The sequence below is a fragment of the Gordonia sp. NPDC003585 genome, assembly GCF_040610755.1.
GTDB lineage: Bacteria > Actinomycetota > Actinomycetes > Mycobacteriales > Mycobacteriaceae > Gordonia.
Genome location: NZ_JBEXMX010000030.1, coordinates 33,395 through 58,092, shown reverse-complemented (window position 1 = coordinate 58,092; position 24,698 = coordinate 33,395). Strand labels below are relative to the sequence as shown.

Sequence of the window (24,698 nt, the reverse complement as noted above, 5' to 3'; positions counted from 1 at the left end):
GGGCAGCCCTGCGGCACAGCGGCGAGACGCTGGCCGGGGTCGCCGCAATCGTCGCCGAACGCAAACGGGTCGCCGCCGAACTGGCCGCGGCGGGTTTTGCAGTCATCGACTCCGACGCCAACTTCATCCTGTTCGGGCGGTTCCGCGATGCCCCGGCGTCGTGGCAGCGCTACCTCGACCACGGCGTGTTGATCCGAGATGTCGGCATCGCGGGATACCTGCGTGTCACGATCGGACTGGCCCACGAGAACGACGCCTTCCTCGACGTCAGCCGCGAGCTGGCGACAGCAGATCTGGAGACAACGACGTGACCAGCCGCCCACCGCGCATCGCGAAGGTCGAACGAACCACCAAGGAGTCGTCGATCTCCGTCGAACTCAACCTCGACGGCACCGGTGTCACCGACATCTCCACCGGTATCGCGTTCTTCGACCACATGCTCAACGCATTCGGCCAGCACGGCAGCTTCGACCTCACCGTCAAGGCGCAGGGCGACGTCGACGTCGAAGGCCACCACACGATCGAGGACACCGCGATCGTGCTCGGTCAGGCGCTCCGCGAGGCGCTCGGCGACAAGAAGGGCATCCGCCGCTTCGGCGACGCCTGGATTCCGATGGACGAGACCCTCGCGCAGGCCGTCGTCGACGTGTCCGGCCGGCCCTACTGCGTGCACACCGGCGAACCCGACCACATGCTTGCCGCGGTCATCGGCGGATATCCCGGTGTGCCGTATTCGACGGTCATCAACCGGCATGTGTTCGAGTCGATCGCGCTGAACGCCCGGATCGCGCTGCATGTACGGGTCCTCTACGGCCGCGATCAGCACCACATCACCGAGGCCGAGTTCAAGGCTGTCGCGCGGGCGTTGCGCGCGGCCACCGAATACGACGCACGAGTCAGCGGCGTGCCGTCGACGAAGGGCGCCCTGTGAGCCCAAACGTCGTCATCCTCGACTACGGGTCGGGTAACCTGCGCTCGGCTCAGCGGGCGCTCGAACGGACCGGTGCCGACGTGACGGTGACCTCCGACTTCGATACCGCGCTCAACGCCGACGGACTCGTCGTCCCGGGCGTCGGAGCGTTTGCGGCATGCATGGAGGGCCTACTCGCGGTGAAGGGCGACCGCATCGTCGGACGACGACTCGCCGGCGGGCGCCCGGTGCTGGGCATCTGCGTCGGCATGCAGATCCTCTTCGACCGCGGGGTCGAATTCGAGGTCGAGGCCGACGGGTGCGGCGAATGGCCCGGCACGGTCAGCCGACTGCCGGCACCCGTATTGCCGCACATGGGCTGGAACACCGTCGAGGCACCCGCAGACTCTGTGCTGTTCGCCGGCATGGAAGCCGACACCCGCTTCTACTTCGTGCACTCCTACGCCGCGCAGACCTGGGAGATGGACAACGTCGGCTCGCCGCTGGCCTCGCCCAAGCTGACCTGGGCCGAACACGGTGGGCCATTCCTCGCCGCGGTCGAGAACGGTGCGCTGTCGGCGACCCAGTTCCACCCCGAGAAGTCCGGCGACGCCGGCGCGCAACTACTGCTCAACTGGGTGACCTCGCTGTCATGACCGACCGGTCCCGTCCCCGCTTCTCCATCGCCAAACTCGCCTTCTACTCGCTGGGTGCCGGGGTGATCGTCCTGGTGGTCTCCGTGCCGATCATCGCGCTGGCCGCACACTGGAACCCGATCGCCGGTCTGGTCGCCGTGCTCCTCGCGGTTGTCGCCGTGATCGCCGCGATCGGTACTGTGTCAACGCGCATGGTCAACGCCGTGCGCGACGAGCATCTGGCAGCGCTCGACGAAGCGTCCCGCGTCGACCCTCCGCACGCGCAGTGACCGCCACCCGGACATTCGAAACCACACGACAGACAGGACAACCGACACTGATGGGCACCACCCTTGAACTCCTTCCCGCAGTCGACGTCGCCGACGGGCAGGCGGTCCGTCTGGTGCAGGGCGCGGCCGGCTCGGAGACCTCGTACGGGTCCCCGCGCGACGCGGCGCTCGCCTGGCAGGCCGACGGTGCGGAGTGGATTCATCTGGTGGATCTCGACGCCGCGTTCGGGCGTGGCGACAACCGCGAACTGCTGGCGCAGGTCGTGGGGGAACTCGACGTCAAGGTGGAACTCTCCGGCGGCATCCGCGACGACGATTCCCTTGCGGCCGCGCTCGCGACCGGCTGCACCCGGGTCAATCTCGGCACCGCTGCGCTGGAGAACCCGGAGTGGTGCGCCCGCGCCATCGCCGAACACGGTGATCGGATCGCGGTGGGACTCGACGTGATCCGCGAGGGTGAGTCCTACCGGCTGCGCGGTCGGGGTTGGGTCACCGACGGCGGCGACCTCTGGGAGGTGCTGACCCGGCTGGACCGCGACGGATGCGCGCGCTATGTCGTCACCGACGTGTCCAAGGACGGCACCCTGAAGGGCCCGAACCTCGACCTGCTGTCCGAGGTCGCCGCGGCCACCTCGGCGCCGATCGTCGCCTCCGGCGGGGTGTCGGCGGTCGCCGACCTGGTGGCCATCGCCGGGCTCGTCGACCAGGGCGTCGAGGGCGCGATCGTCGGCAAAGCCCTCTACGCAGGCCGGTTCACCTTGCCCGAGGCATTGTCGGCCGTCTCGGGCACATGACCTCGGTCGCCACCCTCGACTACCCGAGGCTTCTCGACGTCGCCGGGTCGGTGCTCGACGCGGCGGCCGACGATTTCGTGGCCGGAGTGGGCGCTCCCAGCGCGGTCACCAAGAGTCCCACCGACTTCGCCACCCAGGTCGACCTCGACCTCGAGCGCCGGATAGCCGCTGAGCTCGCCGAGACCACCGGACTGCCGGTACACGGCGAGGAGTTCGGTGGCCCACCGGTCGACGAGGGCGTGGTGTGGGTGCTCGACCCCATCGACGGCACCTACAACTACTCGACCGGTGTGCCGCTGACGGGCATCCTGCTGGGGTTGCTCGTCGACGGTCATCCGGTCCTCGGTCTCACATGGCTGCCGCTTCAAGGGGTGCGGTACGCGGGTCACGTCGACGGTCCGTTGCTGGTCGACGGTCGGCCCGCACCGCCGCTGCGTGACGCCGAGCTGGCCCGGGAAGCCATTGCCTACGGGCCGTTCAACGCGTCGCACGGCGGTCGTTACGCCGGTGCGCGCCGCGCCGACGTGATCCGGGCACTGAGCAGTCGGGCCGCCCGATTGCGGATGACCGGCAGCACCGGGGTCGACCTCGCCTACACAGCTGCCGGGATCTTCGGCGGTGCCATCGCCTTCGGGCGTCATGCCTGGGACAACGCAGCCGGAGCCGCCCTGGTGCGTGCCGCCGGAGGCGTCGCCACCGATCTGGGTGGGACACCCTGGACAGCGCGATCGGTGGGAATCGTCACCGGGTCTCCCGGGTTGCACGACGAGTTGATGGCGGTCATCGCCGAGACCGTCGGCGACGAATGGGAGACGCGACCAGAAGAACTCGGAGGACCCCGATGACCCTTGCGACCCGAGTGATTCCCTGCCTGGATGTGGACGCCGGCAGAGTGGTGAAGGGCGTCAACTTCACGAATCTCCGCGATGCGGGGGACCCGGTCGAGCTGGCCGAACGCTACGACCGCGAAGGCGCCGACGAACTCACCTTCCTCGACGTGACCGCGTCGAGCGCAGGTCGGTCGACGATGATCGAGGTCGTCAAGCACACCGCCGATCAGGTGTTCATCCCGTTGACCGTGGGTGGGGGCATCCGCACCGTCGACGACGTCGACGCCATGTTGCGCGCCGGTGCCGACAAGGTCTCGGTCAACACCGCTGCCATCGCTCGCCCTGAGGTCCTCGGCGAGATGAGTCGCCGGTTCGGCTCGCAGTGCATCGTGCTGTCGGTCGACGCCCGGACGGTTCCCGCCGACGGCAAGCCGACGCCGTCGGGCTGGGAGGTCACCACCCACGGTGGACGTCAGGGAACCGGGATCGACGCGGTCGAGTGGGCTCGTCGCGGCCAAGAGCTCGGAGTCGGGGAGATCCTGCTCAACTCGATGGATGCCGACGGCACCAAGCAGGGCTTCGACCTTCGGATGCTGACCGCAGTGCGTGCCGCGGTGTCGGTGCCGATCATCGCCAGCGGTGGTGCCGGAGCGCGTGAGCACTTCGCGCCGGCCGTGGAAGCCGGCGCCGATGCGGTGCTCGCCGCGTCGGTGTTCCACTTCGGTGAACTCACCATTCCCGACGTCAAGGCGGCCATGAAGTCCGCGGGAATCACCGTTCGATGAAGGAAAGGAAGTGTCGCGATGAGTCTTGACCCCGACCTCGCTAGCCGTCTGAAACGCAACGCCGACGGCCTGTTCACCGCGGTCGCCCAGGAGCGCGAGACCGGGACGGTGCTGATGGTCGCGTGGATGGACGACACCGCGCTCGAGCGCACCCTCGCCACTCGTCGCGCGACGTACTTCTCGCGGTCGCGGCAGGAGTATTGGGTCAAGGGCGAGACCAGCGGCCACACCCAGTACGTGCACGATGTGCGGCTCGACTGCGACGGCGACACGGTGCTGCTCGTCGTCGACCAAGTGGGTGCTGCCTGCCACACCGGCAACCACAGCTGCTTCGACACCGAGCCGCTCCCGCTGGCCGACCCGACCTGACCCGACCCCAAACCGTTGACTGGGCGTCCCAAACCGTTGACCGTGCGCCCGACCGCGCGACCCCGGCCGCGAGCGACAATGGGAGACGGCGAACAATGGCCGTCGGATACCGAGCAGAAAGGCGATGCATCCATGCCACTCATCCAGATCTCGCAGACCCCAGGCCTGAGTGACCGGATCAAGCGGGAGACGATCGCGGCCGTGACCGAGGCGTATGCCAAAGCGACCGGTAAGAACCCGGACTCTGTCTGGGTCACCATCAACGAGATTCCTCGTCAGCAGTGGGGTGTCGGCGGCGAGCCGCTCGGATGAGCACGGCTTCGGAACCCGACAGTTCGAACCCACACGCAGAGGCCGACACCACCACGCTTGCAGAGTTCCTCGACCTTGCCCGCGACCATCGCGTCGTCCCGGTGACGCGCAAGGTTCTTGCCGACTCCGAGACCCCGCTGTCGGCCTTCGCGAAACTCGCCGGCGAACGGCCCGGCACCTTTCTGCTCGAGTCCGCCGAGAACGGCCGCTCCTGGTCGCGGTGGTCGTTCATCGGTGCTGGATCGCCGTCGGCGCTCACCGTCGTCGACGGACAGGCCCGCTGGTGGGGCACCGTGCCCGCCGGGGCGCCCGAGGGTGGTGACCCGATCGAGACGCTCGCCGAGTCACTCCGGCTGCTGGCGACCGACCCGCTCCCCGACATGCCGCCGCTCACCGGCGGTTTTGTCGGCTTCCTCGCCTACGACATGGTCCGTAGGCTCGAACGGCTACCCGAGACGACGGTCGACGACCTCGGCCTGCCCGACATGATGATGGTGCTGGCCGCCGACCTGGCCGCCGTCGACCATCACGAAGGCACCATCACGCTCATCGCCAACGCCATCAACTGGGACGGCTCCGCCGACCGCGCCGAAGAAGCCTATGTCGACGCCGTCGCGCGCCTCGACAAGATGACCGAGGCGCTGGCCGCCCCGGCGCGCTCGACCGTGTCGCGGTTCTCGCGGCCCGCTCCCGAGTTCACCGAACAGCGAACCCCGGAGGAGTTCGGTGAGATCGTCACCAGCCTGGTCGGCGAGATCGAGGCGGGCGAGGCCTTTCAGGTGGTGCCGTCGATGCGCTTCGAGATGGACACCGACGCCGACCCGATCGACGTCTATCGCGCGTTGCGTGCCTCCAACCCGAGCCCATACATGTATCTGCTGCGGATGCCCGGCGCGGAATCCGACGCCACGGGTTCGGGCGGGCAGACGGCGTTCACCATCGTCGGCAGCAGTCCCGAGGCACTCGTGACGGTGTCCGACCGTCTCGCCACCACGCACCCGATCGCCGGGACGCGCTGGCGCGGAGCCACGGAGGAAGAAGACCAGCTGCTGGGCAAGGATCTGCTCGAGGACGAGAAAGAGAACGCCGAGCACCTGATGCTCGTCGATCTCGCCCGCAACGATCTGGGGCGCGTGTGCGTGCCGGGCACCGTGAAGGTGGGTGACTACCGCCACGTCGAGCGATACAGCCACGTGATGCACCTCGTGTCGACGGTGTCGGGGGTTCTCCGCGACGACAAGCACGCGCTGGATGCCGTCACGGCCTGCTTTCCCGCCGGGACGCTGACCGGCGCGCCGAAGGTACGGGCGATGGAGCTGATCGACGAACACGAGAAGACCCGCCGCGGCCTCTACGGCGGCATCGTCGGATACATCGACTTCGCCGGCAACGCCGACACCGCCATCGCGATCAGGACCGCGCTGATGGTCGACGGTCGAGCATATGTCCAGGCCGGCGCCGGAGTGGTCGCCGACAGCCAACCGGAGTACGAGTACAACGAGGCCCGCAACAAGGCGAAGACGGTGCTCAGCGCGGTCGCCGCGGCTGCGACGATGCGTCGCGTCGAACCATCTACCGGCGGTGGGTCCCAGCCGCGAAACCCACAGTCGTGAAACTCACCGACGAAGACGTCGAGGCACTGCGGCGCAAATCGGTTCGGCGGCGTCAAGGCTTGGCGGCGCTCCTGCTCGTGGCGGCGGCGCTGGCGTTCTGGGCCGCATCGAGGATGACCTGGGCGACGGCGTCCGCCGAAGACGGGCTCGCACCGCAACGAGACTTCGTGGTCAAGGGTGCCGATTGGAGTCCGTGGCTGACGCCACTGGCATTGGTGATGCTGGCGGCGATCGCGGCCGCGTTCTCCCTGCGGGGTTGGGCATTGCGCGTGCTGGCGATCGTGATCGCGGCCGGTGGTGTGCTCGCGGCGTTCCCCGCGTTGTCGTTGATCGTCAACGGTGCCGACGCGATCTATGCCGCCAAGGCCGGTGGCATCCCCGACAAGTACCGCATCCTGTTGGTGACCACCAACAGTTGGGCAGGCGCGGTGGTCCTTGTGGGCACCGTCTGTTCGGTGGCCGCTGCGGTGGCGCTCCTACGGGTGGTCAACGGCTCGGCGATGTCGTCGAAGTATCAGACGCCGGCGGCGCGACGCGACGAACTCGAACGCAAGATCTTCGCCGACTACGAGAAACGCAAAGACCACGAGAACCGCACGGATGCGGAAACGCCGTCCGGACCGTCTGGCAATGCAGCCACCTCGGATGCCGACGCGACCAAGCCCGACGTCCAGACCAAGCCCGACGATGCGACAAAGCCCGATGTCCAGACCAAGTCCGACGATCCGAACCCTCACGGCGCACCAGCCAATGAACGCATGATGTGGGACGCACTCGACACCGGTATCGATCCGACGGATCTCGACAGCAAATAAGACCGTGTCCTGCGATGTCGGTAGCGCTTTGAGCGACGCCGACGATATGCACCACAGGTGATCTGCTCGACACACGAAGGGCAGACCGGGGCCTGGAGACCGGCGTCGATGCTTCGGCCAACCCGAGATCAGGTGTCGCAGGCCCGCGGGCTACCCTGAGGAACACACGACGAGCGAAAGGGAGCCATTCGCCGTGAGCACGCCCACCGTCCTCGATTCGATCATCGAGGGAGTGAAAGCCGATGTCGCAGCGCGTGAAGCAGTTCTCGACTATGCGGCAGTGAAGGCGGCCTCAGCGAAGGCGCCCGCACCCAAGGACGCGATGGCCGCGCTGCGCAAGCCGGGTATCGGTGTCATCGCCGAGGTCAAGCGCGCAAGTCCGTCGAAGGGCGATCTCGCGACGATCGGCGACCCGGCCGAACTGGCCCGCGCCTACGAGTCTGGCGGGGCGCGCATCATCAGCGTCCTCACCGAGGAACGCCGCTTCCGCGGATCGCTCGCCGATCTCGACAGCGTGCGCGCCGCGGTCAACATCCCGGTGTTGCGCAAGGACTTCATCGTCGGCCCGTATCAGATCCACGAGGCCCGCGCGCACGGCGCCGACGTCATCCTGCTGATCGTCGCGGCGCTGGAGCAGAACGTCCTCGCGGCACTGCTCGACCGCACCGAAAGTCTGGGCATGACCGCGCTCGTGGAGGTGCACACCGAGGAAGAGGCCAACCGTGCCCTGGAGGCGGGGGCCTCGGTCGTCGGCGTCAATGCCCGCAACCTCAAGACCCTCGAGGTCGACCGCGACTCGTTCTCGCGGATCGCCCCGGGGCTGCCTACCGAGGTGATCCGCATCGCCGAGTCGGGGGTGCGTGGCACAGCCGACCTGCTGGCCTACGCGGGCGCCGGTGCCGATGCCGTTCTCGTCGGCGAGGGTCTGGTCACCAGCGGCGATCCCCGTGCGGCGGTCAGCGAGCTGGTCACCGCGGGTACCCACCCTTCCTGTCCGAAACCTGTTCGCTGACATCGGTGGTGGGGGGTGCCCTACGCCGTGTGAGCCCGAGAGTCTGTGAGATCTTGTGACAGCTCAACAGCATTCATCGATCCGCGGTGAAACCGAGGTGCCGGCCGCCAGCGTTGGCCTGACCAGTCGTACCTCGATCGAGCCCGACGAGGGCGGGCACTTCGGTGTCTACGGCGGTCGGCATGTGCCCGAGGCGCTGATGGCCGTGATCGACGAGGTCACCACCGGCTACGAGAAGATGCGCAGCGACGAGGATTACCTCGCCGAACTCGACCGCCTGCAGCGCGATTACGTCGGACGGCCGTCGCCGATGTATGAGGCGACTCGCCTGCGCGACGACGCGGGTGGCGCACGAATCTTCCTCAAACGCGAAGACCTCAATCACACGGGTTCGCACAAGATCAACAACGTGCTCGGGCAGCTTCTCCTCGCGCGGCGCATGGGTAAGAACCGCATCATCGCCGAGACCGGTGCCGGTCAGCACGGTGTCGCGACCGCGACCGGGTGTGCCCTGTTCGGCATGGAATGCATCATCTACATGGGCCGTGTCGACACCGATCGGCAGGCGCTCAACGTCGCCCGCATGCGTCTGCTCGGCGCGGAGGTGGTTGCCGTCGACAACGGCTCGGCCACCCTGAAGGACGCCATCAACGAGGCGATGCGCGACTGGGTCACCAACGCGCACAACACTTATTACTGTTTCGGCACGGCAGCGGGGCCACACCCGTTCCCGACCATGGTCCGCGATCTTCAGCGCGTCGTGGGGCTCGAGGCCAGGGCACAGATCCTCGATGCGGCGGGGCGACTGCCCGACGCCGTTGTCGCGTGCGTGGGCGGCGGCTCCAATGCCATCGGCATCTTCCACCCGTTCATCGACGACGCCTCGGTGCGCCTGGTCGGCTACGAGGCCGCCGGCGACGGAGTCGAGACCGGGCGGCACGCAGCCACTTTCACGGGCGGAACACCCGGGGCCTTCCAGGGTGCCTACTCGTACCTACTGCAGGATGAGGACGGCCAGACCATCGAATCGCATTCGATCTCAGCGGGTCTGGACTACCCGGGGGTGGGCCCCGAGCACGCGTATCTCAAGGACACCGGTCGTGCCGACTACCGGCCGATCACCGACACCGAGGCAATGGACGCGCTCGCTCTGCTGAGTCGACGCGAGGGCATCATCCCGGCGATCGAGTCGGCGCACGCGGTGGCCGGCGCACTCAAGCTCGGACGCGAACTCGGCGAGAACTCGATCATCGTGGTGAGCCTGTCCGGGCGCGGCGACAAGGACGTCGACACCGCAGCCCGATGGTTCCATCTGTTCGACCCGCCACCCTCGCAGGACGAAGCCGCCGAACCGGGAGCCGCCCGATGACCGTCACCGCCCCGCCGTCGAAGTTGGGTTCGGTGTTCGCGCAATGTCGCAGCGAAGGCCGTGCCGCCCTCATCGGCTATCTCCCCGTGGGCTATCCGACGGTCGACGGCTCGTTGTCGTCGTTCCGCACGATGGTCGACGCGGGCTGCGACATCATCGAGATCGGCGTGCCGTATTCCGACCCGGTGATGGACGGACCCACGATCCAGGACGCCGCCGACCTCGCCCTGACCAACGGGGTCCGGGTGCGCGACGTGTTCACGGCTGTCGAGGCGATTGCCGACGCGGGTGGCCACTCGGTGGTGATGAGTTACTGGAATCCGGTCCTGCAATACGGGGTGGACCGGTTTGCCCGCGATCTGGCCAATGCCGGTGGCGCCGGTCTGATCACGCCGAACCTCATCCCGGAAGAGGGCGCGGCATGGCATGCGGCGTCCGACGAACAGGAACTCGACCGGATCTACCTGGTTGCACCGTCGTCGACGACCGAGCGCATCGCGCTGACCGTCGACGCATCGCGCGGATTCGTCTACGCCGCGTCGACGATGGGTGTGACCGGCGCACGCGACGCGGTCTCGGATGCCGCACCCGAACTGTGTGCCCGCGTGCGCGCCTACTCCGACATCCCGATCGGCGTGGGTCTCGGCGTGCGCAACCGCCAGCAGGCAGCCGAGATCGCCGCATACGCCGACGGCGTGATCGTCGGTTCGGCCCTGGTGACCGCCGCTCACGCCGGTGACGACCATCTTGCCGACCTCGTCACCGAACTCGCCGAGGGCGTTCGATCGCCTCGGTGACCATTGCCGACTTGCGCGCGCTGTTCGTCCGACATCGCCGAGGATGGTGTGAGGCTGTGTTCTGGTGTCGGTTAGGGTGACAGCGTGACGCTGCCGACCGCCCTGGACGGGCCGACGACAACGATTTTGGCGTACATACCGAGCCCACCTCAGGGTGTGTGGTACGTCGGTCCTTTCCCAGTCCGTGCCTACGCGCTGTGCATCATCGTCGGCATCGTCGTCGCCGTCTGGTGGGGCAATCGACGGTGGATCGCACGCGGCGGCCAGGACGGTGAGGTCCTCGACGTCGCGATCTGGGCGGTGCCGTTCGGCTTGATCGGCGGTCGGATCTATCACCTGATCACGGACTGGCAGACGTATTTCGGTGACGGACCCAAGTCGCCGATCGACGCCGTGAAGATCTGGGACGGTGGTCTCGGGATCTGGGGTGCGGTGTTCTTCGGTGCCCTGGGCGCGTGGATCGGTGCGCGACGCTGCGGCATCCGGTTAACCGCGTTCGGTGATGCCATCGCGCCGCCGATCCTGTTGGCCCAGGCCATCGGCCGCCTCGGAAACTACTTCAACCAGGAACTGTACGGCCGAGAAACCACGGTGCCCTGGGGCCTGGAGATCTACGACCGCGTGGACTCCGCGGGCCACCGCGACCCCGGCTTGATCTCCGGTGTCTCCAACGGCGACGTGGTTGCGGTTGTCCATCCCACGTTCCTGTACGAGTTGCTGTGGAACGTCGTGCTGGTCATCGCGCTGGTACTGATCGATCGGCATTTCCGCATCGGCCACGGCCGACTGTTCGCGCTCTATGTCGCGGGTTACTGCCTGGGTCGCTTCGGCGTCGAACTGCTGCGTTCCGATCCGGCCACCCTGATCGGCGGAATCCGGATCAACGTGTTCACCGCGGCAATCGTATTTGCCTGTGCTGCCGCCTATTTCGTGATCGCACCGCGCGGTCGTGAGCAGGGCCTGGAGATGTACCACCCCGAACGCGCGGCCGAACTCGAAGAGCGCGGCATCGCCGGCTACGTCGACGACTGGTACGACGAAGACCTCGACGACATCGACGAGACCAAAGATGATCGCGGCACGGCAGTTGCCGGTGCGGCAGTCGCCGGCGCAGCGGTCGTTGGCACGGCGGCGCTGGTCGGCGACGACGACGGTGACAAGGCCGACGATGAGTCTGTTGCCGAAGACGCCGAAGTCGCCGAGGACGCCGACACCAGGGACGCCGAAGTCGCCGAAGTTGCCGAGGACGCCGAAGACGAGACCGACGATGGTGACGGTGACGAAGTCGCCGACGCCGAGACTTCAGCGGATGAAGACGGCGACGAGGACGAACCCGAGGACGTTGTCGGCGCCGCGGAGGAAACCGATGGCGCGAAGGAAACCGCCAGCAGCACGGCCGAGGACGAAACCGCCGACGATGGTGACTCGGCAGTCACCACTGCAGACGAGGACGAGGCAGAGCAGTCTGATGGCGAGCAGGCGGAGGTCGGCGACGATCTCGAAGAGGAGGCCACCGACGAGCCCGAGGTGACCGACGGGGAAACCGAGACCGACGGGGAAACCGAGACCGACGGGGAAACCGAGACCGACGGGGAAACCGAGACCGACGCAGACACCGAGACCGACAGCGACGCCGAGACCGACGCCCAGACCAAGGACGACGTCGCCGAGGAGATCGCCGAGGACGAGGACGAGGTCGAGGCGACGGGGGAGTCCGGCGACGAACCCGACAGCTCCAGTGCGACCGAAGGCGTCGAACCGGAACCGGACGAGGTGGACGAGGTGGACGAGGAAGCAGGCGACACCCCCGACGTCGCCGATGAGCCCACCGCTGAGGCCGATGCCGGTGAGGCTGACGCTGAGGCCGATGCCGGTGATGTCGCCCCGGAGGCCGATGCCGGTGAGGCTGACGCGGACTCGACGGGTACGAACGAAGCGCAATCCAAGTCCGACGCTGATTGATCCGATGAGGCGGGCAACCGACCCGCTGACCTGGGCAAATGCGCTCGGGTCCGCCAACAAAATCTAGGGGAAGAACTTCTTCCCCGGGGTTCGTAGTCGTCCGCGAGAAATTTCTGAGGGAAGACACCAAGGGTAGGGGAAGAAGTTTCTTCCCCTACTTTCTTGCGCCCGACAGGCCCGCGGCGCCGACGACGTCGACGGTGGGTCGCCGTGAGCACGGACATCGGCTCGGTCGCCAAGATCACACGCGTCCCACGTGCGACCCCGATCCGCAGTTCCAACGTCTCGGGTTCGGTTCAGATAGACTTGAATTTCGCGACGCGCGACGATCACCTCGATGCAGCCCATGTCATCGGCCGGTCGCCTGCGCGACGCATATGTGCTCCACGGGCCAACGCTGTCCCAACGGACATCCAGCGTGCGATTCGTCTCGGATCGAGTGTGGAGGTAGTGATGCTGTTTTCTGCGCTTCCGGCCAAGCAGGGCCTGTACGACCCCGAAGCCGAGGTCGATTCCTGTGGCGTGGCAATGGTTGCCGACATTCACGGCCGCCGCTCTCATTCGATCGTCGCCGACGGTCTGCTCGCCCTCGAGAATCTGGAACATCGCGGCGCGGCCGGAGCCGAGGTCAACAGCGGTGACGGCGCGGGAATCCTGATCCAGCTCCCCGACGAACTCCTTCGCGAGACCGCGGGCTTCGACCTTCCCGCACCATCGGCGGACGGCGCCAACACCTACGCCGCGGGCATCTGTTTCCTCCCCGCCGACGCCGGTCTTCGACAACTGGCCATCGAGCGGGTCGAGGCGCTTGCCGACGCCGAGGGTGTCACGATCCTCGGCTGGCGCGAGCTTCCGGTGGATGCCGTGCGTGCCGACATCGGCGAAACCGCGCTCGGCTGCATGCCGCACATGATGCAACTCTTCGTGACCGTCGAGCCGGCCCCCGGAGGCACGCGACTCGCCGGCATCGACCTCGACCGGTTCATCTACCCGTTCCGCAAGCAGGCCGAGCGCGTCACCCCGGAGATCGAGGAAGCCGGCACCGGCCTCTACTTCCCGTCGCTCTCGAGCCGGACGATCGTCTACAAGGGCATGCTCACCACGATGCAGCTGCCTCTCTACTACGACGACCTGCGTGACGAGCGTTGCTGGAGCGCCATCGCGATCGTGCACTCCCGATTCTCCACCAACACCTTTCCGTCCTGGCCGCTGGCACACCCGTTCCGGTTCGTCGCCCACAACGGCGAGATCAACACCGTGCGCGGCAACCGCAATCGCATGCGCGCCCGCGAAGCGCTCCTCGACACCGGGCTCATCCCAGGCGACCTGGCCCGCGCGTTCCCCATCTGCACGCCGGAGGCGTCGGACTCCGCATCGCTCGACGAGGTGCTGGAGTTGCTCGTGCTCGGCGGCCGCAGCGTGCCGCATGCCGTGATGATGATGGTGCCCGAGGCATGGGAGAACGTCCCCGACATGGACCCCAAGCGCCGCGCGTTCCTGCAGTTCAACGCATCGTTGATGGAGGCCTGGGACGGTCCCGCGTGCGTCACCTTCACCGACGGCAGCGTCGTCGGCGCCGTCCTCGACCGCAACGGACTCCGCCCAGGACGCTGGTGGCAGACCCGCGACGGACGGGTGATCCTGGCGTCGGAGGCAGGTGTGCTCGAGGTGCCGGTCGACGACGTGATCTCCAAGGGCCGCCTCGAACCGGGCCGCATGTTCCTCGTCGACACCGTGGCGGGCCGGATCATCCCCGACGAAGAGGTCAAGGGCGACCTGATCGACGCCGAGCCCTACGACGAGTGGCTGCACGCAGGGCTGCTCGACATCGCCACCCTGCCGGACCGTCCGGTGTACAAGCCCAACCACGACACGGTGGTCCGACGCCAGGTGTCCTTCGGCTACACCGAGGAGGATCTGCGCGTCCTCTTGACCCCGATGGCCGCCTCCGGCTACGAACCGCTCGGTTCGATGGGTACCGACACGCCGGTTGCCGTGCTGTCCAAGCGATCCCGGCTTCTCTACGACTACTTCGTCGAACTTTTCGCGCAGGTCACCAACCCGCCGCTGGATGCGATCCGCGAGGAGATCGTCACCTCGATGGCACGCGTGATGGGGCCCGAGCAGAATCTTCTCGACCCGACCGCCGCGTCGTGCCGGCAGATCCTGCTGCACTGGCCGGTGATCGACAACGACGACCTCGCCAAGCTCGTCCACATCAACGACGACGGCGACAACCCCGGTCTGTCCGCCAAGGTCCTCAGCGGTCTCTACGAGGTCGCCGAAGGTGGCGCGGGTCTGGCTGCTGCGCTGGAGGATCTCCGTAACCGCGCGAGCCAGGCGATCGCGGAAGGCCATACGACGCTGGTGATCTCGGACCGGCATACCGACCGCGAGCACGCACCGATCCCGTCGTTGTTGGCCACGTCGGCGGTCCACCATCATCTGGTCCGCACCAAGGAGCGGACCAAGGTGGCGCTGGTCGTCGAATCCGGTGATGCCCGCGAGGTGCATCACATCGCGCTGCTGATCGGATTCGGTGCTGCCGCGGTGAACCCGTATCTGGCGCTGGAGACCATCGAGGATCTCATCGCCGAGGGTGAACTCATCGGGGTGGCGCCGTCGAAGGCGGTCCGCAACTATGTCGAGGCGCTCGGCAAGGGCGTGCTCAAGGTGATGAGCAAGATGGGTATCTCGACCATCAGCTCCTACACGGGCGCACAGGCTTTCGAGGCCGTCGGGTTGTCGTCTGAGGTGGTGCGAGAGTATTTCACCCGCACGGTCTCGAGGATCGAGGGTGTGGGGCTCGACGAACTGGCCGAGGAGGTGCGGCTGCGCCATCATCGTGCCTTCCCGGAGAACGCCACCGAGCAGGTGTACCGCCGGCTCGAGGTGGGCGGCGAGTATCAGTATCGTCGCGAGGGCGAGCTCCATCTGTTCACCCCGGAGACGATCTTCCTGCTCCAGCACGCGACCAAGACCGGACAGACCGAGGTCTTCCAGAAGTACTCCGACGAGGTGAACAAACTATCCGCCGAAGGCGGCACGCTGCGCGGCCTCTTCGAATTCGATCTCGCTGCGCGCGAACCGATCCCACTCGACGAGGTCGAGCCCGCCGAAGACATCATGAAGCGGTTCAACACCGGCGCGATGAGCTACGGTTCGATCTCCGCAGAAGCGCACGAGACCATCGCCATCGCGATGAACCGCATTGGTGCGCGGTCGAATTCGGGTGAGGGCGGCGAGGACGTCGACCGCCTGTACGACCCGGAACGCCGCAGTGCCGTCAAGCAGGTGGCGTCCGGCCGATTCGGCGTGACCAGTGATTACCTCACCAATGCGACCGACATCCAGATCAAGATGGCGCAGGGCGCGAAACCCGGTGAGGGCGGCCAGCTTCCGGCCTACAAGGTGTACCCGTGGATCGCCAAGACGCGTCACTCGACGCCGGGTGTCGCGCTGATCTCACCGCCGCCGCATCACGACATCTACTCGATCGAGGACCTGGCGCAGCTGATCCACGACCTGAAGAACGCCAACTCCGACGCACGTATCCACGTCAAGCTGGTCAGCGCAGTCGGTGTCGGGACGGTGGCGACCGGTGTGTCGAAGGCGCACGCCGACGTGGTGCTCATCTCCGGCCACGACGGCGGTACGGGCGCATCACCACTGACGTCGCTCAAGCATGCGGGCACCCCGTGGGAGATCGGGCTGGCCGACGCGCAACAGACGCTGATGCTCAACGGACTTCGCGACCGCATCACCGTCCAGTGCGACGGCGCCCTGCGCACCGGCCGTGACGTGATCATGGCGGCGCTGCTGGGGGCGGAGGAGTACGGCTTCTCGACCGCGCCGCTGATCGTGACCGGCTGCATCATGATGCGGGTCTGCCACCTCGACACCTGTCCCGTCGGTGTGGCCACCCAGAATCCGGTGTTGCGGTCGCGCTTCACCGGACAGGCGGAGCATCTGGTGAACTTCTTCCGCTTCATTGCCGAGGATGTTCGTAAGTACCTCGCGCAGTTGGGGTATCGGACGCTCGACGACGCGATCGGGCAGTCGCAGCGCCTGCACACCGACACCGCGCTCGCGCACTGGAAGAGCAAGGGACTCGATCTGAGTCCCATCTTCCGCAAGGTGGAGGACAAGGGGCCGAGTCGGCGCGTGCGCGGCCAGGACCACGGCCTCGACAAGGCGCTCGACCAGACGATGATCCAACTGGCCGAAGGGGCGCTCGAAGACGCGCATCCGGTGACGCTCGAACTGCCGGTGCGCAACGTCAACCGCACCGTCGGCACGCTGCTCGGTTCAGAGGTGACTCGTCGATACGGTGCCGAAGGCCTGTCCGAGGACACCATCACGGTGAAGCTGAACGGCTCGGCGGGGCAGTCCCTCGGTGCCTTCCTCCCGCCGGGCGTGACCATCAAACTCAGCGGTGACACCAACGACTACGTCGGAAAGGGCTTGTGCGGCGGCAAGATCGTCGTCGCGCCTGATCCCGACGCCTGGTTCATCGCCGAGGACCAGGTCATTGCCGGCAACACGATTCTGTACGGTGCGACGTCGGGCGAGGTGTTCCTGCGCGGGCGGGTCGGCGAGCGGTTCTCCGTGCGCAACTCCGGTGCGACTGCCGTCGTCGAGGGTGTGGGCGACCACGCCTGCGAGTACATGACCGGCGGCCGGGTGGTGATTCTCGGCCCGACCGGCCGAAACATGGCGGCCGGCATGTCGGGCGGGATCGCCTTCGTCTACGACCTCGACCCGGACAAGGTGAACAAGGCGATGGTCGAGTTGATGCGTCCCGACCCCGACGATCTGGGGTGGCTACGCGAGACCATCGCCAAGTACACCGAGCTCACCGGCTCGGCGATCGGTGCGTCGATGCTGGCCGATTGGCCACGACGATGCCTCGCCTTCACCAAGGTGATGCCCACCGATTACAAGCGCGTACTCGACGCGGCCCGCATGGCCGAGGCCGAGGGACGCGACGTCGATTCAGCGATCATGGAGGCGGCACGTGGCTGACCCGCGCGGATTCCTGGAGATCCGGAAGAAAGAAGCAAAGTACCGCCCGGTCACCGAGCGCGTCGCCGACTGGGACGACGTCTACGTGCACGCGGAGAACCCGCTGCAGATCCTCGACGAGGTGTCCACGCAGGCCCGACGCTGCATGGACTGCGGAATTCCGTTCTGCCACTCCGGAACTGCGGGGTGCCCGCTGGGCAACCTGATCCCCGAGTGGAACGACCTGGTGCGTCGTGGTCGGTGGGACGCGGCCAGCAGCAGGCTGCATGCCACCAACAACTTCCCGGAGTTCACCGGGATGGTCTGTCCGGCACCGTGCGAGGCGGCCTGCGTGCTGTCGATCTCCGAGCCCACCACCGGTGGCAGCGTCACGATCAAACGCATCGAGAAGACCATCGCCTACGAGTCGTGGGCCGAAGGCATCATCGGGCCCGAGCCGCCCGCCGCCAAGTCGGGGCGTTCGGTGGGAGTGGTCGGATCGGGTCCGGCCGGACTGGCCGCCGCCCAGCAGCTGACCAGAGCCGGCCACGACGTGACGGTCTACGAGCGCGACGACCGGCTCGGCGGACTGCTGCGCTACGGCATCCCCGAGTACAAGCTGCAGAAGTCCGACATCGACCGCCGCATCGCCCAGATGCGGGCAGAGGGAACCGAATTCGTCGTCAACTGTGACGTCGGTACCGATCTCACCGTCGAAGAGCTCAAGTCCCGCCACGACGCGGTCGTCCTCGCGATCGGCGCGATGGAAGCCCGTGACAATCCGGTGCCGGGACGCGACCTCGCCGGCGTGCACCTGGCCATGGAGCACCTCGTGCCCGCGAACAAGGAATGCGAGGGCGACGGTCCGTCGCCGATCACCGCGGCCGGCAAACACGTGGTCATCATCGGTGGCGGCGACACCGGAGCCGACTGCCTCGGCACCGCGCACCGGCAGGGTGCGGCGTCGGTGGTGCAGTTGGACTACAACCCCGAGTTGCCCAGCGACCGCGACGACAATCGGTCGCCGTGGCCGACCTGGCCGCTGATCATGCGCACATCCAGCGCACACGCCGAGGGCGGCGAACGGCGCTACCAGGTGGCCGTGCAGCGATTCGACGGTGACGAGCAGGGCAACGTGAAGACGATGGTGCTCGCCGAGGTGGCGGTCCAGCGTGAGCCCGACGGTCGTCGTGTGGTCACACCGGTTGGCGAGGAGTTCGAGATCCCATGCGAACTCGCCTTGTTCGCAATCGGTTTCGCGGGTGTGCGGCGTTCGCCGTTGCTGACGGATCTGCAGATCGAACCCAACAAGAGGGGATCGTTGTCCTGTGGAAGCGATTGGCAGACCGACGCGCCGGGCGTGTTCGTGTGCGGTGACGCCCATCGCGGTGCGTCTCTGGTGGTGTGGGCGATCGCCGAAGGGCGATCCACTGCGCGCGCGGTCGACAAGTTCCTGATGGGGGCGTCGGATCTGCCTTCGCCGGTCCGGCCCGCCGCGTTGCCGCTGTCGGTGCGCTGACCCGCGTCGGTTTCGTTGATTTCTCCGGTCAGCCAAGATGGCCGCTCTACCAGCACGAACACCAGATGCACGAACGGTGACCGTTATCCGCATGCATAGAGAAGCACCGACGACGGGACTAAGGTGAGGTTGTGACACGGCGAACCAAGATTGTCTGCACCCTGGGCCCGGCCACCGCGACCGACGAGCGCATCAAGGAACTCGTCGAATGCGGCATGGATGTGGCACGCATGAACTTCAGCCACGGAAGCCACGAAGACCACGCCGAGGTGTATGCGCGTATCCGCAAGGCTTCCGACGCCACCGAGAAGGCTGTCGGCATCCTCGCCGATCTGCAGGGCCCCAAGATCCGGCTCGGCAAGTTCGAGGATGACGGCGCCCTGAACGGCGAAGTGCTGTGGGACACCGGCGAAAAGGTCCGCATCACCGTCGACGACGTGGTCGGTACCCACGACCGGGTGTCGACGACGTACAAGCAACTGTCCCGCGATGCCAGCCCCGGCGACCGACTCCTCGTCGACGATGGCAAGGTCGGTCTCGTCGTCGATTCGGTCGACGGACCCGACGTGCTGTGTACGGTCACCGAGGGCGGACCCGTCAGCAACAACAAGGGGCTCTCGCTGCCCGGCATGAACGTCTCGGTGCCTGCCTTGTCGGCCAAGGACATCGCCGACCTCGAGTTCGCACTGAAGCTCGGCGTCGACATGATCGCGCTGTCGTTCGTGCGCAGCCCGTCCGACATCGAACTCGTGCACGAGGTGATGGACCGCGTCGGCCGTCGCATCCCGGTCATCGCGAAGCTGGAGAAGCCGGAGGCCATCGACAACCTCGAGGCCATCGTGCTGGCTTTCGACGCGATCATGGTCGCCCGTGGTGACCTCGGCGTCGAACTCCCGCTCGAGCAGGTGCCGCTGGTGCAGAAGCGGGCCATCCAGATGGCCCGCGAGAACGCCAAGCCGGTGATCGTCGCCACCCAGATGCTCGACTCCATGATCGAGAACTCGCGCCCGACTCGCGCAGAGGCCTCCGACGTCGCCAACGCGGTGCTCGACGGTGCCGACGCGGTGATGCTGTCCGGTGAGACGTCGGTCGGCAAGTTCCCGATGGAATCCGTGCGCACGATGGACAAGATCGCCCGCGCCGTCGAAGGCGGACCTCGCGACGTTCCGCCGCTCTCACACGTCCCGCGCACCAAGCGCGGCGTCATCTCGTATGCCGCACGCGACATCGGCGAGCGGCTCGAGGTGAAGGCCCTCGTGGCGTTCACCCAGTCCGGTGACACGGTTCGACGCCTGGCCCGGCTGCACTCCCGACTGCCCCTGTTGGCGTTCACCCCGACGCAGGCGGTACGCAGCCAGCTCGCCTTGAGTTGGGGCACCGAGACTTTCATCGTCAACCATGTCGACACCACCGACCACATGATCGATCAGGTCGACCACCAACTGCTGCGCATCGGGCGGCTCGCGGAAGGTGACGTCGTGGTCATCGTCGCCGGCGCGCCACCCGGCACCGTCGGCTCCACCAACATGATCCACGTGCACCGCATCGGCGAACAGGACCACTGAGTCTCCATCCGCTCCCTGGGGAGTCTTCCCGCCTCCATCGTGTGTTTCCCTGGCCGTGCCCCACAACGGCGGGCCGCAGGCCGTGAAGTGGCGCCCGCACCATAGGGTTGGGGGATGACCGACCAATCCGACGACCTCGGACAGCTGCTCGCCTTGCTCGACGTCGAACGGCGGGACGAGAACCTCTTCCTCGGGCAGCATCCTGAACAGAAGACGGCGCGCACGTTCGGCGGGCAACTTCTCGGCCAGGGTGTGGTCGCCGCCGCACGTACGCTCACGCGCGGCAATCCGCCCATTCACGCTCTGCATGCCCACTTCATCCGCGGCGGCGATGTCGCTCTGCCGATGGAGTATCACGTCGCCCGTTTCCGGGACGGCAAGTCGTTCGCGAATCGTCAGGTCACCGCGATCCAGAAGGGCGAGGAGATCTTCACGATGCTCGTCGCATTCCAGGACAACGCGGCCGGCCTCGAACACGCCGTCGAGATCCCGCAGGTGCCTTATCCCGAAGAGTTGCCACCGCTCGGCGAGCATTTCAAAGGATTCGAGGATCGCATCGCGACCTTTGTGAATGCCTTGCACCCCATCGACATTCGCTTCGCCAACGACCCCACGTGGAAGGTGCGGGAGGCGGGGGAGACCCTCAAGGACAACCGGGTCTGGATGAAGGCCGACGGCCAGATGCCCGACGATCCGATCATGCATGTCGCGGCGATGTGTTACGCGTCGGACACCACGGTGCTCGACTCGATCATCACCACCCACGGGCTGTCCTGGGGCATCGACCGATTGTTCGCCGCGACGGTCAACCATTCGATGTGGTTCCACCGCGAATTCCGCTTCGACGACTGGCTGCTCTATGCCACCCGTTCCCCGGTCGCCACCGGGTCGCGCGGCATGGGCTCGGGCCGGTTCTGGATGCGCGACGGGACCCTGGCGACGTCGGTGGTCCAGGAAGCCCTCATCAAATACTTCCCACCGAAGAACTAACTGGCAGAACCGACCGGCCACCCGTCCGGCGCATCACGACGGCTCGCTTTGGCAGACTGGTCGCCATGACGACCGGCCCCACCGATCAACGAGCCTCGGGTCAACACGGCACGGGCAGTTTTCCCGCGGCCGGATATCCCGGCGCCCAGCCGCAGTTCGGTTCCTCCATGGGTTGGGCACCACAACCCACCGTCGCTCCCGAGTTCTGGCTCGACCCCGGGCCCGCGTTGCCCCGACGAACGTGGCAGCGTCGCACACGCCCGTGGATCATCGCGGCCAGCGCCATCGGGGCGACCATCTTCGCGACGATCGCGATCCTCGCGCTTCTCGTCGGATACCTGCTCTCGAGTGCGTTCGACGCGAAGGGCGGCGTCGCCGTCGACTGCACCACCAAGACCGCGACCACGCCTGGCGGAATCATCAGCGCGGGCACACCGGTGCGGATCTACGACGATCGGGGCCGATCGGTCGGCGAGACCCAGTTGGGCACCATCGATCGTGACGGCAGCACCTGCACCCTGCCGTTCGAGGTGCGCGACGTCGACTCCACCGGCGGCGACTTCGTGGTCCAGATCGGCAGCGTGTACACCCAGACGGTGTCCGAGAGTGCGCTGTCGGCCGGGGTCGTATTGCGTCCGCTCTGACCGACGACTCTGACCTCCGGTCGACGCGCGAGTCGGCGCGACGCGGATTCTTGGCCGGGTTAGACTGCGATCTCGCTTTCTGGGGGAGCTGCAATAGCGCGACACCACGACCGCGCACATTCGCCGGTCGGTCCGATCGCGCGCGAACGTGAAGGGTTTCCGGAGTGGAATACAGCATCGACTGGGGCAACGAGGTCTGGGCCAGTCTGTGGTGGATGGCGAAGGCCTTCGGCATCACTGTTTTGAGCGTGGCCATCGTCGGAGCGCTGTTGGTGCGCTTCAGCCGGTGGGGCAAACCGTTGTGGCGAGTGATCGGCGGCTTCTTCCATGATCGCGAGACCCGAGTCATGGCGTGGTTGCTCGTCGTCGCACTGACGTTGCTCACGCTCTTCGGCGTGCGGGTCACCATTCTCTTCTCGTACTGGAGCAACGACCTGTACACGTCGCTCCAGATCGTCGCCGAAGGACTCGGTCAGGGCGGACCCGAAGGTGCCGCCAACGTCGACGCCGGCAAAACCGGGTTCTGGCACTCGATGATCGTGTTCGGCATTCTCGCCACGCTGCACGTCCTTCGCACCATGGTGGAGATCTACGCCGGTTCGGCATTCCAGATCAAACTGCGCTGGTGGCTCACCGAGCACGCCACCGAAGACTGGCTCGAAGGTCGGGCGTTCTATCGCAATCGATTCGTCGACCTCGGACCGTCGAAGTTCTTGAAGACCCGAGGCAAACGGCACGACATCCACCCCGGGGTCGACAATCCGGACCAGCGCATCGAGGCCGACATCACCAACCTCGCCGAGACCGGACAACGACTGTTCTGGGGGTACGGCGGGTCGTCGACCAACGGAGTCATCTCGGCCACCACCTCGATCGTCGCGTTCTCGATGATCCTGTGGGACCTGTCCGGTCCGATCACGCTCGGCGGCATCGAGATCCCACGCATGATGGTGTGGCTGGTCCTCATCTACGTTCTGGTCGCCAGCGTCGTCGCCTTCGCAATCGGCCGACCGCTGATCCGCCTCAACTTCTGGAAGGAACGCCTCACCGCGAACTTCCGTTATGCGTTGGTCCGCGTTCGCGACGGTGCCGAGAACGTCGCGTTCTACCGCGGCGAGCAGGTTGAGCATGTCGGACTGATGGCGCGCTTCCGTGCTGTCGTCGACAACTTCTGGCGCATCGTCTACGTGAACTTGGGCTTCGTCGGCTGGAACTTCAGTGTCAGTCAGCTGTCGGTGGTTTTCCCGTACATCGTGCAGGCGCCGCGCTTCTTCACCGGTCAGATCAAGCTCGGTGACATGACTCAGACGGCCTCGGCGTTCGGCGAGATGCACGACGCCCTGTCGTTCTTCCGAAACTCCTACGACGAATTCACCGAGGTGCGCGCGTCCATCATCCGTCTCGACGGTCTTGCCGACGCCGACGCGAAGTCTCGGAAACTTCCCGCGATGGCGACGCTCGACGGCGATCGCACCGTGAAGTTGGCCGACGTACGCATCGCGACCCCCGATGGCACCGACCTGATCCGAGCACTGAACCTAGAGCTGACCCCCGGCGAGGCATTGGTCGTCAAGGGGCGATCGGGAGCCGGGAAGTCCACGCTGCTGCGTGGCCTGGCGGGGCTGTGGCCATTTGCGGAAGGTCAATTCACCCGCCCCGCCGGAAACGAAACCCTTTTCCTGTCGCAGATGCCCTACATTCCGCTCGGCGATCTGCGGACCGTCGTCGCCTACCCGGCGCTGCCCACCGAGATCGGCGACGACGCGATCCGCACGGCGCTGCAGGCGGTGTTCCTGCCGCACCTCGTCGACCGCCTCGACGAGGAAGAGGACTGGGCGAAGGTACTCTCGCCGGGCGAGCAGCAGCGTGTGGCCTTTGCCCGTATTCTGCTGACCCGGCCACGGGCGGTGTTCATGGACGAGGCCACATCGGCGGTCGACGAGGGTCTGGAGTACGCGCTCTACTCGCTGATCCGCTCGGAGTTGCCGGAAGTGATCCTGGTGTCGGTGAGCCATCGCAGCACCACCGATCAGCATCACACCGAGGTTCTCGAACTCATCGGTGCCGGTGACTGGACGCTGTCACCGGTGGCGCGATAGCGCACCGCTATGACACCGGGGTAGAGGTTTCGACCCTCCCGCAGGCTTTCCCCAGCAGACCATCACCGTGCGACCGAACGCCGTCGCTTTGCGCACGGTCGGAGGCATCCAGGAGATCACCTGGGCCGAGTACGGACAGCGCGTCGAGGCGACCGGTGACATCGGGACCCTGGACGACGAGGGGTTCCTGACCATGTCAAGCGGTTCACCGTCATTCCCACGGCCTGGGATCCGGGTGGTGACGAGCTCACCCCGACGATGAAGTTGCGGCGCAAACCCATCGCCGACAAATTCGCCGAGCGCATCGTGGCGCTCTACGACGAGGAACCGAGCGCCATCGTCGTCGACTTGCGCTGAACAGCCGATCTAGCTGCGTTCTTTACC

General features: G+C 66.6%; 21 protein-coding genes. All 21 read left to right on the top strand.

From position 1 onward, the window contains the following. The coding region (locus ABZW74_RS10575) for an aminotransferase class I/II-fold pyridoxal phosphate-dependent enzyme (protein WP_355276099.1) at positions 1-311 on the top strand (311 nt) is incomplete at its 5' end. Then, complete coding sequence (hisB, locus tag ABZW74_RS10570; protein WP_240855880.1) at positions 308-931, top strand: imidazoleglycerol-phosphate dehydratase HisB; 624 nt, start codon at positions 308-310, stop codon at positions 929-931. The genes ABZW74_RS10575 and hisB, both read left to right, overlap by 4 nt. Next, entirely contained in the window at positions 928-1,566 is a 639-nt protein-coding gene (gene hisH / locus ABZW74_RS10565) for an imidazole glycerol phosphate synthase subunit HisH (protein ID WP_240855879.1), read from the top strand. The genes hisB and hisH overlap by 4 nt, the downstream gene beginning before the upstream one ends. Further along, the gene (locus ABZW74_RS10560; RefSeq protein ID WP_240855873.1) at positions 1,563-1,835 is read left to right on the top strand and encodes a hypothetical protein; all 273 of its coding nucleotides are present in this window, start codon (positions 1,563-1,565) and stop codon (positions 1,833-1,835) included. The genes hisH and ABZW74_RS10560 overlap by 4 nt, the downstream gene beginning before the upstream one ends. 50 nt (positions 1,836-1,885) lie before the next feature. Continuing rightward, positions 1,886-2,629: a bifunctional 1-(5-phosphoribosyl)-5-((5-phosphoribosylamino)methylideneamino)imidazole-4-carboxamide isomerase/phosphoribosylanthranilate isomerase PriA gene (gene priA / locus ABZW74_RS10555; RefSeq protein ID WP_355276096.1), complete on the top strand. Its 744-nt coding sequence runs from the start codon at positions 1,886-1,888 to the stop codon at positions 2,627-2,629. After that, entirely contained in the window at positions 2,626-3,474 is an 849-nt protein-coding gene (locus ABZW74_RS10550; protein ID WP_240855867.1) for an inositol monophosphatase, read from the top strand. The genes priA and ABZW74_RS10550 overlap by 4 nt, the downstream gene beginning before the upstream one ends. Then, positions 3,471-4,244 (top strand): imidazole glycerol phosphate synthase subunit HisF, encoded by a 774-nt coding sequence (gene hisF / locus ABZW74_RS10545; protein ID WP_240855865.1) that lies wholly within the window; start codon positions 3,471-3,473, stop codon positions 4,242-4,244. Before ABZW74_RS10550 ends, hisF begins: the two co-directional genes overlap by 4 nt. Positions 4,245-4,262: 18 nt before the next feature. Further along, complete coding sequence (hisI, locus tag ABZW74_RS10540) at positions 4,263-4,613, top strand: phosphoribosyl-AMP cyclohydrolase (protein ID WP_355276093.1); 351 nt, start codon at positions 4,263-4,265, stop codon at positions 4,611-4,613. A gap of 132 nt (positions 4,614-4,745) precedes the next feature. Then, positions 4,746-4,925, top strand: coding sequence for a 4-oxalocrotonate tautomerase family protein (locus ABZW74_RS10535; RefSeq protein WP_240855852.1), 180 nt, complete (start codon positions 4,746-4,748; stop codon positions 4,923-4,925). Continuing rightward, the gene (locus ABZW74_RS10530; RefSeq protein ID WP_240855850.1) at positions 4,922-6,538 is read left to right on the top strand and encodes an anthranilate synthase component I; all 1,617 of its coding nucleotides are present in this window, start codon (positions 4,922-4,924) and stop codon (positions 6,536-6,538) included. The genes ABZW74_RS10535 and ABZW74_RS10530 overlap by 4 nt, the downstream gene beginning before the upstream one ends. Beyond that, positions 6,535-7,353 carry a TIGR02234 family membrane protein gene (locus ABZW74_RS10525; RefSeq protein ID WP_240855848.1) on the top strand — a complete coding sequence of 273 codons (819 nt, stop codon included), beginning with the start codon at positions 6,535-6,537 and terminating at the stop codon, positions 7,351-7,353. The genes ABZW74_RS10530 and ABZW74_RS10525 overlap by 4 nt, the downstream gene beginning before the upstream one ends. Before the next feature lie 193 nt (positions 7,354-7,546). Further along, on the top strand, positions 7,547-8,365 hold the full coding sequence (gene trpC, locus ABZW74_RS10520; protein ID WP_240855846.1) for an indole-3-glycerol phosphate synthase TrpC: 819 nt from the start codon (positions 7,547-7,549) through the stop codon (positions 8,363-8,365). Between the two features lie 55 nt (positions 8,366-8,420). After that, complete coding sequence (trpB, locus tag ABZW74_RS10515) at positions 8,421-9,734, top strand: tryptophan synthase subunit beta (RefSeq protein ID WP_355276090.1); 1,314 nt, start codon at positions 8,421-8,423, stop codon at positions 9,732-9,734. Further along, entirely contained in the window at positions 9,731-10,531 is an 801-nt protein-coding gene (gene trpA, locus ABZW74_RS10510) for a tryptophan synthase subunit alpha (RefSeq protein WP_240855842.1), read from the top strand. The genes trpB and trpA overlap by 4 nt, the downstream gene beginning before the upstream one ends. 84 nt (positions 10,532-10,615) lie before the next feature. Next, the gene (gene lgt / locus ABZW74_RS10505) at positions 10,616-12,493 is read left to right on the top strand and encodes a prolipoprotein diacylglyceryl transferase (protein WP_355276087.1); all 1,878 of its coding nucleotides are present in this window, start codon (positions 10,616-10,618) and stop codon (positions 12,491-12,493) included. A 453-nt stretch (positions 12,494-12,946) separates the two neighbouring features. Further along, on the top strand, positions 12,947-17,518 hold the full coding sequence (gene gltB / locus ABZW74_RS10500) for a glutamate synthase large subunit (protein WP_355276085.1): 4,572 nt from the start codon (positions 12,947-12,949) through the stop codon (positions 17,516-17,518). Next, positions 17,511-19,016: a glutamate synthase subunit beta gene (locus tag ABZW74_RS10495; protein ID WP_240855826.1), complete on the top strand. Its 1,506-nt coding sequence runs from the start codon at positions 17,511-17,513 to the stop codon at positions 19,014-19,016. Before gltB ends, ABZW74_RS10495 begins: the two co-directional genes overlap by 8 nt. A 131-nt stretch (positions 19,017-19,147) precedes the next feature. Then, entirely contained in the window at positions 19,148-20,581 is a 1,434-nt protein-coding gene (gene pyk, locus ABZW74_RS10490) for a pyruvate kinase (RefSeq protein WP_355276083.1), read from the top strand. Between the two features lie 114 nt (positions 20,582-20,695). Continuing rightward, positions 20,696-21,571 (top strand): acyl-CoA thioesterase II, encoded by an 876-nt coding sequence (locus ABZW74_RS10485; RefSeq protein WP_240855819.1) that lies wholly within the window; start codon positions 20,696-20,698, stop codon positions 21,569-21,571. Between the two features lie 65 nt (positions 21,572-21,636). Then, positions 21,637-22,215 carry a hypothetical protein gene (locus tag ABZW74_RS10480; protein ID WP_240855817.1) on the top strand — a complete coding sequence of 193 codons (579 nt, stop codon included), beginning with the start codon at positions 21,637-21,639 and terminating at the stop codon, positions 22,213-22,215. 164 nt (positions 22,216-22,379) lie between these two features. Continuing rightward, a complete protein-coding gene (locus tag ABZW74_RS10475; RefSeq protein ID WP_308221002.1) occupies positions 22,380-24,314 on the top strand; it encodes an ABC transporter ATP-binding protein/permease in 1,935 nt (644 codons plus the stop codon). The last annotated feature ends 384 nt before the right edge of the window (positions 24,315-24,698 follow it).

What these genes read in the sequence shown, in the direction of transcription:
- trpA (WP_240855842.1), top strand. Translation starts at nt 9,731, where the DNA reads ATGACCGTCACCGCCCCGCCGTCGAAGTTGGGTTCGGTGTTCGCGCAA.
- ABZW74_RS10560 (WP_240855873.1), top strand. Translation starts at nt 1,563, where the DNA reads ATGACCGACCGGTCCCGTCCCCGCTTCTCCATCGCCAAACTCGCCTTC.
- ABZW74_RS10485 (WP_240855819.1), top strand. Translation starts at nt 20,696, where the DNA reads ATGACCGACCAATCCGACGACCTCGGACAGCTGCTCGCCTTGCTCGAC.
- hisF (WP_240855865.1), top strand. Translation starts at nt 3,471, where the DNA reads ATGACCCTTGCGACCCGAGTGATTCCCTGCCTGGATGTGGACGCCGGC.
- priA (WP_355276096.1), top strand. Translation starts at nt 1,886, where the DNA reads ATGGGCACCACCCTTGAACTCCTTCCCGCAGTCGACGTCGCCGACGGG.
- ABZW74_RS10480 (WP_240855817.1), top strand. Translation starts at nt 21,637, where the DNA reads ATGACGACCGGCCCCACCGATCAACGAGCCTCGGGTCAACACGGCACG.
- gltB (WP_355276085.1), top strand. Translation starts at nt 12,947, where the DNA reads ATGCTGTTTTCTGCGCTTCCGGCCAAGCAGGGCCTGTACGACCCCGAA.
- ABZW74_RS10530 (WP_240855850.1), top strand. Translation starts at nt 4,922, where the DNA reads ATGAGCACGGCTTCGGAACCCGACAGTTCGAACCCACACGCAGAGGCC.
- ABZW74_RS10550 (WP_240855867.1), top strand. Translation starts at nt 2,626, where the DNA reads ATGACCTCGGTCGCCACCCTCGACTACCCGAGGCTTCTCGACGTCGCC.
- hisI (WP_355276093.1), top strand. Translation starts at nt 4,263, where the DNA reads ATGAGTCTTGACCCCGACCTCGCTAGCCGTCTGAAACGCAACGCCGAC.
- ABZW74_RS10535 (WP_240855852.1), top strand. Translation starts at nt 4,746, where the DNA reads ATGCCACTCATCCAGATCTCGCAGACCCCAGGCCTGAGTGACCGGATC.